Annotated in this window: 12 protein-coding genes and 1 other annotated feature; of the genes, 2 read left to right on the forward strand and 10 right to left on the reverse strand. The window is 48.0% G+C overall.

The window, feature by feature from the left end:
• Positions 1-211, forward strand: a 211-nt coding sequence (locus E7L17_RS10465; protein ID WP_316323191.1) for a hypothetical protein, incomplete at its 5' end; no start/stop codon positions are given.
• A gap of 221 nt (positions 212-432) precedes the next feature.
• Here E7L17_RS10465 and E7L17_RS10470 read toward each other — a convergent pair.
• The 5 genes from E7L17_RS10470 to E7L17_RS10490 all read right to left on the reverse strand — a co-directional run bounded on the left by E7L17_RS10470 (position 433) and on the right by E7L17_RS10490 (position 5489).
• Positions 433-747 carry an AzlD domain-containing protein gene (locus tag E7L17_RS10470; RefSeq protein ID WP_316323192.1) on the reverse strand — a complete coding sequence of 105 codons (315 nt, stop codon included), beginning with the start codon at positions 745-747 and terminating at the stop codon, positions 433-435.
• Positions 744-1514, reverse strand: a complete 771-nt coding sequence (locus E7L17_RS10475; RefSeq protein WP_316323193.1) for an AzlC family ABC transporter permease — start codon at positions 1512-1514, stop codon at positions 744-746. The genes E7L17_RS10470 and E7L17_RS10475 overlap by 4 nt, the downstream gene beginning before the upstream one ends.
• Positions 1495-2568, reverse strand: a complete 1074-nt coding sequence (gene leuB, locus E7L17_RS10480; RefSeq protein ID WP_316323194.1) for a 3-isopropylmalate dehydrogenase — start codon at positions 2566-2568, stop codon at positions 1495-1497. Before leuB ends, E7L17_RS10475 begins: the two co-directional genes overlap by 20 nt.
• A gap of 88 nt (positions 2569-2656) precedes the next feature.
• Entirely contained in the window at positions 2657-4360 is a 1704-nt protein-coding gene (gene leuA / locus E7L17_RS10485) for a 2-isopropylmalate synthase (protein WP_316323195.1), read from the reverse strand.
• Between the two features lie 109 nt (positions 4361-4469).
• Positions 4470-4723: a binding site (T-box leader), on the reverse strand.
• 61 nt (positions 4724-4784) lie between these two features.
• Positions 4785-5489: a histidine phosphatase family protein gene (locus tag E7L17_RS10490; protein WP_316323196.1), complete on the reverse strand. Its 705-nt coding sequence runs from the start codon at positions 5487-5489 to the stop codon at positions 4785-4787.
• Positions 5490-5608: 119 nt separating this feature from the next.
• Here E7L17_RS10490 and E7L17_RS10495 point away from each other — a divergent pair, with 119 nt between their 5' ends.
• Positions 5609-6313 (forward strand): helix-turn-helix transcriptional regulator, encoded by a 705-nt coding sequence (locus E7L17_RS10495; RefSeq protein ID WP_316323197.1) that lies wholly within the window; start codon positions 5609-5611, stop codon positions 6311-6313.
• Between the two features lie 580 nt (positions 6314-6893).
• Here the strand turns inward: E7L17_RS10495 and E7L17_RS10500 are convergent.
• The 5 genes from E7L17_RS10500 to E7L17_RS10520 form a co-directional block, all read right to left on the reverse strand.
• Positions 6894-7577, reverse strand: a complete 684-nt coding sequence (locus tag E7L17_RS10500) for a D-lyxose/D-mannose family sugar isomerase (RefSeq protein ID WP_316323198.1) — start codon at positions 7575-7577, stop codon at positions 6894-6896.
• Between the two features lie 2 nt (positions 7578-7579).
• Positions 7580-8542 (reverse strand): carbohydrate kinase, encoded by a 963-nt coding sequence (locus tag E7L17_RS10505; protein ID WP_316323199.1) that lies wholly within the window; start codon positions 8540-8542, stop codon positions 7580-7582.
• Between the two features lie 430 nt (positions 8543-8972).
• Positions 8973-10088 (reverse strand): sugar-binding protein, encoded by a 1116-nt coding sequence (locus tag E7L17_RS10510; protein ID WP_316323200.1) that lies wholly within the window; start codon positions 10086-10088, stop codon positions 8973-8975.
• Positions 10089-10144: 56 nt separating this feature from the next.
• On the reverse strand, positions 10145-11392 hold the full coding sequence (locus E7L17_RS10515; RefSeq protein WP_316323201.1) for an ABC transporter permease subunit: 1248 nt from the start codon (positions 11390-11392) through the stop codon (positions 10145-10147).
• Entirely contained in the window at positions 11379-12956 is a 1578-nt protein-coding gene (locus E7L17_RS10520; RefSeq protein WP_316323202.1) for a sugar ABC transporter ATP-binding protein, read from the reverse strand. The genes E7L17_RS10515 and E7L17_RS10520 overlap by 14 nt, the downstream gene beginning before the upstream one ends.
• Between the last annotated feature and the right edge of the window lie 15 nt (positions 12957-12971).

A 12971-nucleotide genomic window follows, 5' to 3' on the forward strand; every position in this document is an offset into this window, starting at 1 on the left:
AGAGCGGGAGCTCACCCGGATTCCAAAGGCAGAGCCTTTGGTCGTTGAGAGGGGATCCAAGGGGAGAGAATCGATACTCTCCCCTTGGAAGGCCTTTGCAACCTTTCACCCTTTCGTGAAAGGTTGTGCCCGCCCCGGCACGAGGGGCAAAGCCCTGCGCCAGCAGATTACCTTGCGTCAAAGCGCAAAACTTCTCCCACGAAGAAAGTAAATACTTTCTGATTCAAGAGCGAATGAATATGGCACGAGGGGCAAAGCCCTGCGCCAGCAGAAGCCTTGCGCTCAAACGCAAAACTCTTTAAATATCTAAATTAATAGTATTTTACCATATATTCTAGGAAAACAAAAGCGAAGTTTCCTGCGGGTATATATAAAGAAAAGAGGCTTCTGCATACAGCAAAAGCCTTTCCTGATTGTTTCATTTTATAAAACTTACAGTAATAGTAGCTGCTGCATAAGCAGTGCTGCCGCAGCTGCGCCAAGTGCAACCACTAAAAGTCCTTTGCCTCGAAACGCCAAAAAGAGTGCTGCCATAAGCCCCGCTGCGGATGCCGCCGTACCACCCGCCGAATATAAAATCTGCGGAAAGGTCATAGCAGAGAGCACCGCATAAGGAACATAAGCCAGAAAGGAACGTAAAAAGCGATTTTCAAGTCTTTGCCGGAATACCGCCATTGGCAGCATTCGTATAAAATACGTTACCCCTGCCATCAGCAAAACACAGGTGATTATATAAGCTGTATTCATTGAGCACCCTCGCTTTCCGGGCAGCTTACCGGGTAACGCTGTGCGGTAAACGTGCAAGCAATCAGCGTACATAAAATGGTAGCCCAGCCAGAGGAAAGATCATGAAAAAGCGGTACATAGCGGAATATGCAGCTTAAAACAGCAGAGAGCACCACCACGGTTGCCACCGGTCGCGACACGCGCACCGGCGGTATGATAATTGCAATGAACATTCCGTAAATCATAATCCCCAAGGCGGTCCGCAGGCTTTCCGGTAGAAAGCCTGTTGCGGCAGCGCCTAAAAAGGTACCCATCGTCCAGCCTATCAGCGGTGTGGTAATTAAACCGGAAAGATACCGTGCCCCTACCATTCCCGGCTGCTGAATGGCTACGGCAAAAATTTCATCCGTAATGCCAAACGAAAGTACAAGCCGCTGAAGGGTCGTCATCCCGCTGTCTATCTTTTGGGAAAGAGAAAGCGACATTAAAAAATACCGCAGGTTAATTACCAAGGTAGTAATGGCAATTTCAAGGTACCTTGCGCCGTGCATAATCAGGTCAAACCCTGCAAACTGCCCGGCGGAAGTTAGATTGGTAATGGAAATAAAGATTGCAACCCAAACTGGCATCCCGCTTTGAGCCACCGTCATCCCGAATGCGAACGATACCGAAAGGTACCCAAGGCAAATTGGCAGGCCGTCTTTCAGCCCCCTCTGAAAGCTAAGATCCGGCAAATCCGGATTCTCCTCCCCAAAGCCTGCCCCTTTTTCACAGCAGTTCGCAGACAAGCGTTCCCATCTCCTCGCAGCTTACGGTTTTTAGCCCTTCTTCCTTTAAGTCCGGTGTGCGAGCTTGGCGCAGGGCGGCGTCTACCGCCGCTTCAATTGCGGAGGCTGCCTGCGGCTGATTGAGGGAATAGCGAAGCATCATCGCCACGGAGAGAATGGTTGCCAGAGGGTTTGCGATACCCTGCCCGGTAATGTCTGGTGCAGAACCGTGAATTGGCTCATACATGCCCGGGTTTTCCGCTCCCAAGCTGGCGGAGGCCAGCATTCCGATGGAGCCGCTAATCATGGATGCCTCGTCTGACAGAATATCCCCAAACAGGTTTGAGGTCACAATCACATCGAACTGACCAGGATTTCGCACCAGCTGCATTGCGCAATTATCCACATACATATGGCTCAGCGCTACATCTGGGTATTCCTCCTCACCGATTCGGGTTACTGTTTTGCGCCACAGGCGGGAGGAATCGAGCACGTTTGCTTTATCCACACTGCACAGACGGCCATTTCTCTTGCGAGCCATGTCGAAGCCCACACGGGCTATGCGCTCAATTTCAGGAACACTGTACATTTCGGTATCGTAGGCAGCCTCTACCCCATCTACCTGCTTTGTTCCACGCTCCCCAAAATAGATGCCACCCGTGAGCTCACGCACGACCATAATATCGAGTGAGGAACCAATGATGTCCGGCCGGATGGGGGAAGCTCCCCGAAGCGGCTCAAAAATAACCGCAGGCCGCAGGTTGGCAAATAGCCCAAGTGCCTTGCGAATTCCTAAAAGGCCGGTCTCCGGCCGCTGATTACCGGGCAGTACATCCCATTTAGGACCGCCCACCGCTCCGAGCAAAACGGCATCGGATGCTTTGCAGGTATCAATGGTCTCTTGCGGCAAAGCCGTTCCTGTTGCGTCGATGGCACAGCCACCAAGCAGTGCAGGCGTATATGCTACGGTAAATTCAAATTTTTGTGCGGCACAATCCAACACCCTCTGTGCCTGCTCCACAATTTCCGGCCCGATTCCGTCACCCTTGAGTACGGCAATGCGATAATTCTGCATCTGTGTTCCTCCTTAACGCTTCCATTCTTTTTATCACTATGAGGTAGAGCTTTGTTCCCCTGCGAAATGCAGGGGAACAAACGTCACTTTAGAAGTTATTGCTGGCAGTGGAAAGCTGTGCACGGTTAATGGCACATACAATACCCTTAATGGATGCCAGACTGATGTTGTTATCCAAACCAACGCCGAACACGGTTTTGTAATCGGGTGTTGTCATTTGAATATAAGAGAGCGCCTTAGAGTCTGCACCTTTAGAAACCGCATGCTCATGGTACGATACAAAGCGGTAATTCTGAATCCCAACACCGCCCAATGCCTTAAAGAACGCATCGATTGGGCCGTTACCTACGCCGCTAATCTTGTGGTCTTCATGGTGGAAGCGCAGAACGCCTTCAAAGTGAACGATGGTTTCTCCATCTGCCTCATTTTCTTCATACAGCCGGTAGCTTTTGAGGTTGTAGGGATAGCGGATTTGAATATATTCCTTCTGGAACAAATCGTAAATCTCTTGCGGTTGAAGCTCGCGCCCGAGGTTGTCGCAAGCGGTTTGCACCACCATACCAAATTCGGGGTACATTTCTTTTGGCAGGTTGTAGCCAAACATCTGCTGCATAATGAATGCCGCTCCACCCTTGCCCGACTGGCTGTTGATGCGGATGATTGGCTCGTACTCGCGCCCCACGTCTGCGGGGTCGATCGGCAGGTAAGGAACCTGCCACAGCGGCGAGCGACTCTTCTCCATATAGTCCACACCTTTTTTAATGGCATCCTGATGTGACCCAGAGAACGCCGTAAATACCAACTCACCCGCGTATGGGTGTCTTTCGTGAACCACCATTTTGGTACAGCTCTCGTACACCTTGCGAATTTCATTCATCTCTGAGAAGTTCAGCTGCGGGTCAATCCCCTGCGTATACATGTTCATGGCAACCACCATAATATCTGCATTGCCGGTACGTTCGCCATTGCCAAAAATAGTTCCCTCTACACGCTCGGCGCCCGCCATCATCCCCAGCTCCGTAGCAGCTACCGCACAGCCACGGTCGTTATGGGGATGAATGCTGATAATCGCACGGTCACGTCCCTTTATATTCCGGCAGAAGTATTCAATTTGGTCTGCATAGCAATTGGGGGTGCTGCCCTCCACGGTATTGGGCAAGTTGAGAATTACTTTATTCTCCGGTGTAGCATTCAGCTCATCAAGCACTCTTTCGCAAATGCGGATGGCGTTATCCATCTCCGTGCCGGTAAAGCTCTCCGGTGAGTATTCAAAGCGAACGTTTGCGCCGCTCCTTTCCACCTCTTCTTCCGTCAGCTCGCGAACCAGTTTCGCGCCATTTACCGCAATATCGATAATTCCGTCCATGTCTGTATTGAAAACGACCTTGCGCTGTAAGGTAGATGTGGAGTTGTACAGGTGAATAATCACATTCTTTGCGCCTGAAATTGCCTCGAAGGTTTTGTGAATCAGATGTGGCCGAGCCTGCACCAAAACCTGTATGGTAACGTCATCCGGAATTCGGTCTTGGTCAATGAGGGCACGAAGCATCTCATATTCCGTTTCAGAAGCAGAGGGAAAGCCTACTTCTATCTCTTTAAAGCCAATGTCTACAAGGGTTTGGAAGAACAAAAGCTTTTCATCCAAATTCATGGGAGTTACCAGCGCCTGGTTGCCGTCGCGTAGGTCTACGCTGCACCATACGGGCGCTTTGTCAATGGATTTTTCGGGCCATTGACGGTCAGGCAGCCGAACCGGCTGAAAGGGGATATACTTTTGGAAGCCTGTTACCATAATTGATCTCTCCTTTTAAACATGAATCTAATTACTTCACCATTTGCTAAATTCCCCATTGTAAATTGGCTAGATAACAAAAAAAGCCCCTGACTCAGCTAAATGCTGAGTCAGGGGCGAATTTGTGTAAGACAAACCCGCGGTACCACCCTGATTTGGTAATCTGCTTTCGCAGAATACCCTTATAAAGCCTCTAACAAGGCTCCGGCTGTTAACGCTGCCTATTGCGTCCGGCCTTACAAAACGTTCTTCAGGCCGGCGACTCCGGGATGAGCTATTCACACTGGGCTCCGCACCGGCTCGCACCAACCGCCGGCTCTCTGACTGCATTGCCAAATGTCTTATTCCCTTCAAAGTCTTTGGGGGACCAAATGGTCTATGAAATTGATATTATTATATGAGGCAGTTTTCGTTTTGTCAACCATTAATTTTCGGAATGCTCTTCTTTTCCATAGGCACGGTTTGCCGCTTCTCTTGCCAAATCGATAACGGTATGCTCACGAAGAGTACCCTGATCGCCATTGGGAATGGTGGCAATTACCTCTGCAACCATAGAGCGCATCCATAGTCCAGGAGTAATGCGCAGAGTGTAGCCGCAGCCCGGCTCAGTCATCCACTCATAAGCAGAAGCACGGGGTAAGCCATAGGCAGAAAGCAGTGCCATCATAACACCGCCGTGCATTACCACCGCAGCGCTTGTCGTGCCTGAGCTAAGCAGTTCCTCCACCAACTTTTCAAACGCGGTGCAAACACGCGATATAAATGCTTTGCTGTCTTCTCCGTTTGGGGGTGCCGCCTGCTGACCACTCTCAATCCAGCGCAGGAACTCGGGGTTGTTCTCCAGTTCTTTGGCCGTTTTGCCCTCCCAATCACCAAAATCGCACTCGCGAAGGTCCTCAATCAGCTTGGGTTGCGCCTCTGGGTATAAGATTTGCATCGTCTGCACACAGCGTGCAAGAGGACTGCTGTAATATGCCTGAACAGCTGGGTAATCCTGCTGCTCTTTCATCTGCATTAATTGCTCAATTCCTTGTTCCGAAAGAGGGGAATCGGTTCGCCCTACATACTGGCCAAGGGCATTTGCTTCGGTAACTCCATGGCGAATTACGTGGATAAGATATGACTTCATAAGATATTGCTCCTTTTTTACTTCTTGCTACGACATCTAGCGGTTTACAATCCGTTGTATTTGTTATATACTTTACAATACGTTAAAGAGATACAAATTTCGACGGGGGTTTTCCGGCAATGAACAGTAATTTTTCCAGAATCATGACTTTACTGCGGAAAGAGCAGGGTTATAGTCAAAAAAAGGTGGCGGAAGAGCTTGGCGTTTCGCAGGCTCTGCTTTCTCACTACGAAAAAGGCATCCGCGAATGCGGACTCGATTTTGTGGTGCGTGCCGCCGATTTTTACAATGTGTCCTGCGATTATTTGTTGGGGCGCACCCCAGACCGCAGCGGAGCAACCCTTACCGTAGAGGATATCCCCGAGCCGGATACTGTTGGAAAAGAAAATGTGATGAAAGGCAGCTTACTGCCGGTACTAAATAAAAAGCTGCTTGCGAACTCGTTGAATATTATCTTCAGCCAGCTACAAAAATGTGGGAACAAGGCACTTACCACAGAGATATCTGCCATTTTGACTCTATCTGTTTATAAAGCATTTCGTATTATTTATTCGGCTAACCCCAAAAACCCACAAGGCATGTTTGTAGCGCCACACGGTTTAGACAAAGGTCTTTCCGATGCAGCACTCTCCATTGCACAGGCAAATGCAGAATATGTTGCAAGCGGTGAAGATTTAGAACAGGAAAAAGGATTAAAAAAGGAACAAGCTCCTTTGCTCTCTCCCGAATTGCTCCAAGAGCAATACCCTCTGTTTGCCGGCTCTTTATTCCATTTGGTGCAAAGCGCAGAATCACGTATGGGTGTTAGAAACTTAGAAAAATAGTTCGTATGATAAAGCCCAAAAAACAATACATATTTTGTACCATTCATATCTTTTTCAAGTGTTGAGGAGAAGTCGCGTTACTTTCTAAAAGTAGTTGCTTCTTCTTTTTTAATGAATTAATATTTGGTTATCTTCCTCAACATTTTAAAACGTTCCAGTAATATAGGTTTCGAGGCGTTTTTTCTAATCTGGTTGCCAAAGGATATCTTTCAGATGAATGGTAAGGCAACATAGTGATTATTCTTAAAAAGAGATAATCTATTTTTGGGTTATTAACACTGTAACTGAATTATGTGATCAAGTCAATACTTAGGATATTAAGAATGCAAAGGTGCGAAATTCAGTATTATTCGTATAATATATCATTATACACTTCCTTTTCATACAGATGCAACCTTCTGCGGCTAATTAAAAGTTGGAGCTTTCTATGGCAAGGAATAAGATGCTACAAACTCATTTATTAAAAAATATAGTAAATAAATAAAGCCTGATTTCAACTTACCCTGCGGTAGTTGAAAATCAGGCTTTTTTAACTATTATCACAATATCGTACCAGACACCGCTCATTTCCCGATACAAATTACGGCCCCGGGTACTCGTTGCAGAGCAAACGGAAGGGCGGCTCGTCTTCCTCAATGGCGGGGAATCGACCAACGGGTTTTAGAAAACGGTTATCGGTATTGTCATCATTACATTGGCTTACTTCGCCCAACAGTACCGGCCCCGTACCTTTCTCTACGGTAAAGTCGTGGTACAAATATGGCTGTATACTGATGCTCTCACCCGGCGTCAGGCGCACCTGTGTTCCTGCGGGAACCGTAAATTCTCGGCCATCCATATGAACACAAACTTCTCCTGTCTCATCCAATTCTTCACTGGGAGTGGAGTTGTAGACGCGAATCAACACATTGCCGCCACCGCGGTTGATAATGTCTTCCATCTTATTCCAATGGAAGTGCATGGGCGAATATTGACCATCCCGTAAATAGAGCAGCTTTTCAGCATAGGTCTTAGTATATTGATTTTTCTTTGCTAAGTTGCCGTTGCGAATGGTAATCAGTGAAAACCCGACTTTGCTAAAGTCACCCAAACCGTAGTCTGTTATATCCCACCCCAGCATATTATCCCGAATTTCGTCATAATCACTGCCCTTGGTTTTCCAGTCCTCTGGTGTAAAAGAACAGAAAGGCGGCAGAGCAAAGCGGTATTCCTTTACGAACGCTTCCATTTCTGCCAACGCCTTGTTAATTTCACTGCGTTTCATCTTCATCCCTCTTTTCGGTTCAAAAAATCCTTAACCATATGGATTGTGGGCATTGCAGGGATTCCCCCGCGCTTTTGAACACACAGTGTGGCAACCGAATTGGCAAACTTAGTAAACTCTTGGAGTTGTTCTTCATGAAGCTCATTGGGGCGAAGCCCGCTTACCGCAAGCTGATAGAGAAAACCACCCCAGAAAGCATCCCCGGCACCAGTGGTATCCACCACTGGAACATCGGGAACAGAAACAAGAGCGGATACACCTTTCACTGCGGTATAAGCACCATTGCTACCAAGCGTCACTACCGCGCAGGAAATTCCCTTCTGAAAAAGATGTTTGGCGGCAGCTTCGGGAGAAGATTCCCCTGTAATCAGCCCAACTTCCTCATCACTAATTTTTACAATGTCTGCATATTGTAGAACACTTTGCATTATTTCAGCGGCTTCCCTTTCGCTGTTCCACAGTGGTGCACGATAGTTGGGGTCATAAGAAATAATCGCTCCTGCCTTTTTCGCAGATTTCACCGCTTCTATTGTGGCAGAACGCGAAGGTTCATTTGTTAGGGATAGGGAGCCAAAGTGAAAAATTTTGCAAGCTTCTGTTAACTCGCGCTTTACTTCACTTGCCAACAAACAGGTATCTGCTCCCGGCTTCCGTGAAAAGGAAAATTTACGCTCCCCTGTTTCAGACAGTTCCACAAAGGCTAGCGTGGTAAACACATCCTCTGCGCTAATTAGCCCGCTGGTATCCACGCCTTTTTCTTCCAGCACCTTGCGGAGATACTCGCCGTGCATATCATTACCCACTTTACCAATAAATGATGTTTTCAGGCCTAAGTTAGAGGCAGCACACAACACGTTTGCAGGCGCTCCGCCCGGGTTTTGCTCAAAAAGGCGCATACCGTTTTCACTTCTGCCATGGTATGTAAAATCAATTAGCAGTTCACCCAATGCGACAATATCGAACATTCAATCACTCCCGAAATAATTATAGTAGAGCTCCTCAAAAATGACAGCAGGCACTTCGCAGCGCCAAGATTATTACACCTTAATTCCAACTCTAAAACCTGCTTTCATCGCTCGAAACAACCCTATTTGCGATAACTTCCGGCAAGCTTCATGAATATGAATCACCTATTCAATACTGTTGTCTTATTTTAACACAAAAGAAGTATAAATTTCAATTCTATACCATTCTCTTTTGAGCTGTACAAGTTCTGCATACAAAGCCGACTCTTGTAACACTCCATTAAAATCGGATTGAAATGCTTTCCTCAAATATGTGCTTTTGCGAATCGGACGGCAAAGGAATCATCCCTCACCGTCCCTTCACAAAAGAGAAAAACAGTATTTCTAATTAGATTAAAAAGTCATGAAGATATTTCTCTATTTTACACTTTTATTTCAGGAGTGCCATACGTCCGGCATCCTTTGCAAACGCCTCTTTCGCATTTGCTTTTGTAACTACAACAGGAGCAAGCTCGTAAACGCCAACGTCCTTTTTGCCGTTGTTTACGGTTGTATCAGGAGCGAGCATTCCCTTACCGGCCTGCAATCCCTTAATAATTTCAACTGTTTTCCCTACCAGAACATCGGTCGGCTTGGCAACGGTAGAATACTGTTTGCCAGACCAAATCCACTGAACAGACTCGTTTTCCGCATCAAGACCCGAAACAACGGGGATTTTCTGCCCAGCCTGCTCGGATGCGGTAATAATGGCACGAGCAATACCATCATTGGGAGAGAGAACACCGTGGATTTCTTTACCGGAGTAGAAGCCGGAAAGCAGGGAATCCATACGAGCCTGTGCTTTGGAATTATCCCAATCCATAGTAGCGCACTGGGTAAAGTCTTTCTGGCCGGAGACAACAACTAAGGTGCCGTCATCAATCTTGGGCTGGAGCACTTTCATAGCGCCCTTAAAGAAGTTCGGAGCGTTGGGGTCAGCAGGGCCGCCACCAAATAGTTCAATATTATAGGGGCCTTTGCCCTTCTGAGCCGCTAAGCCATCCAGCAAAGCCTGGCCTTGCAGCTCACCGGTTTTGATGCTGCCGAACTGTACGACTCCGTCGACGCCGGTTGTGTTTTCAAGCAGACGGTCGTAACCAATTATGCTGATGCCAGCTGCGCTTGCTTCTTCCAAAACTGCGCCGAGTTGAGAACCATCAACAGGACCAACAACGATTACCTTGGCGCCGTTCTGAATCATGGACTCAATTTGCTGCTGCTGTTGGGGAACCTTGTTGTCGGCATGCTGAACGATTGCCTTAAAACCGGCAGCCTCCAATTGTTCCTTGAACATTTTGTCTGCTTCCGCCCAGTTTTGCGTTCCAAGCCAAGGAAGTGCTACGCCGATGGTTGCATCGGCTGCAAAACCCTTTTCACCGGAAGCTGCGGCGGACGGTGCTGCGGATGCCGCAGAGCTGGTGTTGGTAGCTGTGCCGCCACAGCCGGTGAGTGCTGCCATAATAAAGGATGCCACGAGGAACAGGGATAAGCTTTTTTTCTTTTTCATACTAACCTCCTGTTTTAAGTCCTTCGACTAATATGTAAGGCCCGGCCATCAGTCTCTTAAGAACTGCTATCAGCAGGGTTACCTTCCTTGGGGGTGCTTTCCTTTGTGGGGAACAGCCTTCCGATAATGGACGCGCGACCCTGTTGTTTATTGAAAACATCGAATGCAACTGCGGCGAGCAATACAAGACCTTTAATCACCTGTGTGCGGTCAGCTCCAATTCCCATCAGCATCAATCCGGAGTTGAGAACCGCCATCACCAAACCGCCAACCATAGTCGCCATAATGGTACCCACACCACCCGAAACAGCCGCGCCACCGATAAAGACCGATGCAATGGCATCCAGCTCCCATCCGGTTCCATCTGACGGGCCAGCCGCGGTGGAGCGGCCTACAAACATAATTCCTGCCAATGCAGCCAGCATAGACATATTGAGCATCGTTAGAAAATAGGTTTTGGGCACATTCACGCCGGAGAGAGCCGCCGAGCTTTTGTTGCCACCAACTGCATAAATATGGCGGCCAAAGCGGGTACGCTCCGTAATGATGTGATAAATAATAACCAGAACTACCAAAATCAGACCCGGTACGGGGAAAGATGTGCCGGGGCGACCTGTGCCAAAAATCCATGTTAAGTAACCAATCACAATGCCGACGAGGCAAATGCGAACCACTACCGGCCACAGTTCCTCTGCTTTTCCGGTGAGTTTTGACAAGCGGTCACGCTTGCGAAGCTCCATAAAAGCGTAAGCAGCAACTGCAATAATTCCGAGCAGCAGCGTGGAATTGTTCATTCCCGTGAAAGCAGGGCCCCAATCGGGCAAATACCCTGCACCGATTACTTTCAGTTCTGCCGGAGCCGGTACGGAAATCGACTTTGAAATCCAGATAACCCCACCGCGAAAAATCATCATGCCACCCAGTGTGGTAATAAAACCGGGAATTCCAAGCTTTGAGAGCCAGAATCCCTGCCAAGCACCGATTGCAGCGCCAATTGCCAAGCTAAGCAGCACCGCAGCCCACCAAGGCAATCCCAAATCTCGTGCCGTGAGTGCCATTACCATGCCACAAAAACCGGCTACCGAACCCACAGACAAATCAATTTGCCCAATGACAATGACCATCAGCATTCCAATCGCCAATACCAACACATAGGCGTTGCCGGAGATTAAATTTTGAAAGTTGGAAGACGTAATCATTCTCCCGCCCGAAGTGATATTAAAAATAAGGGTAAGCGCCACTAAAGCAATTACCATGCTGTACTGCCGCAGCCCGCCGCCAAATACTTTCTTAACATGTTTCATAGATTCTACTGTCCTTTCCTGCGTTCGATTCCGACCCAGAGGTACTCGTCATCATTCTCATCAGGTTTTCCTGATTTGCCTCCGCCCGGTCTAGCACGCCCGTGATGCTTCCCTCAAAAATGGTGTAGATTCTGTCAGATATACCAAGCAGTTCGGGCAGTTCCGAAGAAATAATGATGACTGCCTTCCCCTCGTCCGCAAGTTTATGAATCAGGCGGTAGATTTCGTACTTCGCGCCAACATCAATTCCGCGGGTGGGTTCATCCAGAATCAAAACATCCGGCTCGGTAAACATCCACTTGCCAAGAACAACCTTTTGCTGATTTCCGCCAGATAACGTGCTCACGCCGCTGTTTACACTGTACGTTTTAATATTTAAAGAGTGGCGGTATTCTTCTGCCACCTGAAATTCTTTGTCTAAATTTAAAAGGCGTCCTTGCAAAATTCCCTTTAAATTCGCCGATACTATCGTGCTCCGAATACTGTCGAGCAGATTGAGCCCTAAGTTTTTTCGGTCTTCTGGAACATAAGCGATGCCCTGACGGATGGCGGAGGCTACGGAGGGAACGTGAATTTCTTTTCCCCTAATTTTAATCGTACCGCCAAGGTACACCCCATAATTTCGCCCAAAAATGGAACGCATCAATTCGGTTCTTCCCGCACCCATCAAACCGGCAAAGCCGACCACTTCCCCTGCTCGAACAAAAAAACTGGAATTCTTGCAAGCCTGACAGCCCGGAATATTCGGGTGATCGACCGTCCAGTTCGACACCTCGAAGATGACTTCCCCGGGATGTGATTCGTGCTCGGGATAGCGGTTTTCAATGGAGCGCCCTACCATGGAGCGAATAATACGGTCTTCATCAACGTGCCCCGCCTCTACCGCATAGGTTTCTACCGTTCGGCCGTCTCGGATAACGGTAACAGCATCCGAGATTTCTGCAATCTCGTTGAGCTTGTGCGAAATCATGATGCAGGTGATGTCCTTGCTTTTTAAATCTCGCATGAGATTGAATAAGTTCTCCGAATCAGCTTCATTGAGCGCGGAGGTTGGTTCATCCAAAATCAGCAGCTTCACGTTTTTAGAAAGCGCTTTTGCAATTTCGATCAGTTGCTGCTGTCCAACACCCAAATGCTTAATGAGGGTGTCCGGTTCCACTGCCAGCCCCACTCGTTCCAACAGCTCTACGGTGCGGTGCCGTGCCGTATTCCAATCAATTAGCCCATGCTTTACAATTTCATTTCCCATGAAGATGTTTTCGGTAATGGATAGCTCCGGTATCATTGTCAGCTCTTGGTGAATAATTGCAATGCCGGCATTTTCCGATTCTTTAATGTCCCTAAAAGCAACTTCATTGCCCATATAAATAATCTTACCTTCATAGGAGCCGTGAGGATACACACCGGAAAGGACTTTCATTAAGGTTGACTTTCCCGCACCATTTTCGCCGCAAATTGCGTGAACGTCACCTCTATGTACCTCCAGCGTCACATTGTCGAGCGCACGCACGCCCGGGAAGAGTTTGGTAATACCTTGCATCTGTAGGATTAAAGGATGTTCCATGACCACACTCCCTAT

Source organism: Clostridium sp., assembly GCF_032576335.1.
Lineage (GTDB): Bacteria > Bacillota > Clostridia > Oscillospirales > Acutalibacteraceae > Faecalispora.

What these genes read in the sequence shown, in the direction of transcription:
- E7L17_RS10515 (WP_316323201.1), bottom strand. Translation starts at nt 11,392, where the DNA reads ATGAAACATGTTAAGAAAGTATTTGGCGGCGGGCTGCGGCAGTACAGC.
- E7L17_RS10505 (WP_316323199.1), bottom strand. Translation starts at nt 8,542, where the DNA reads ATGTTCGATATTGTCGCATTGGGTGAACTGCTAATTGATTTTACATAC.
- E7L17_RS10495 (WP_316323197.1), top strand. Translation starts at nt 5,609, where the DNA reads ATGAACAGTAATTTTTCCAGAATCATGACTTTACTGCGGAAAGAGCAG.
- E7L17_RS10500 (WP_316323198.1), bottom strand. Translation starts at nt 7,577, where the DNA reads ATGAAACGCAGTGAAATTAACAAGGCGTTGGCAGAAATGGAAGCGTTC.
- leuB (WP_316323194.1), bottom strand. Translation starts at nt 2,568, where the DNA reads ATGCAGAATTATCGCATTGCCGTACTCAAGGGTGACGGAATCGGGCCG.
- leuA (WP_316323195.1), bottom strand. Translation starts at nt 4,360, where the DNA reads ATGGTAACAGGCTTCCAAAAGTATATCCCCTTTCAGCCGGTTCGGCTG.
- E7L17_RS10470 (WP_316323192.1), bottom strand. Translation starts at nt 747, where the DNA reads ATGAATACAGCTTATATAATCACCTGTGTTTTGCTGATGGCAGGGGTA.
- E7L17_RS10490 (WP_316323196.1), bottom strand. Translation starts at nt 5,489, where the DNA reads ATGAAGTCATATCTTATCCACGTAATTCGCCATGGAGTTACCGAAGCA.
- E7L17_RS10520 (WP_316323202.1), bottom strand. Translation starts at nt 12,956, where the DNA reads ATGGAACATCCTTTAATCCTACAGATGCAAGGTATTACCAAACTCTTC.
- E7L17_RS10510 (WP_316323200.1), bottom strand. Translation starts at nt 10,088, where the DNA reads ATGAAAAAGAAAAAAAGCTTATCCCTGTTCCTCGTGGCATCCTTTATT.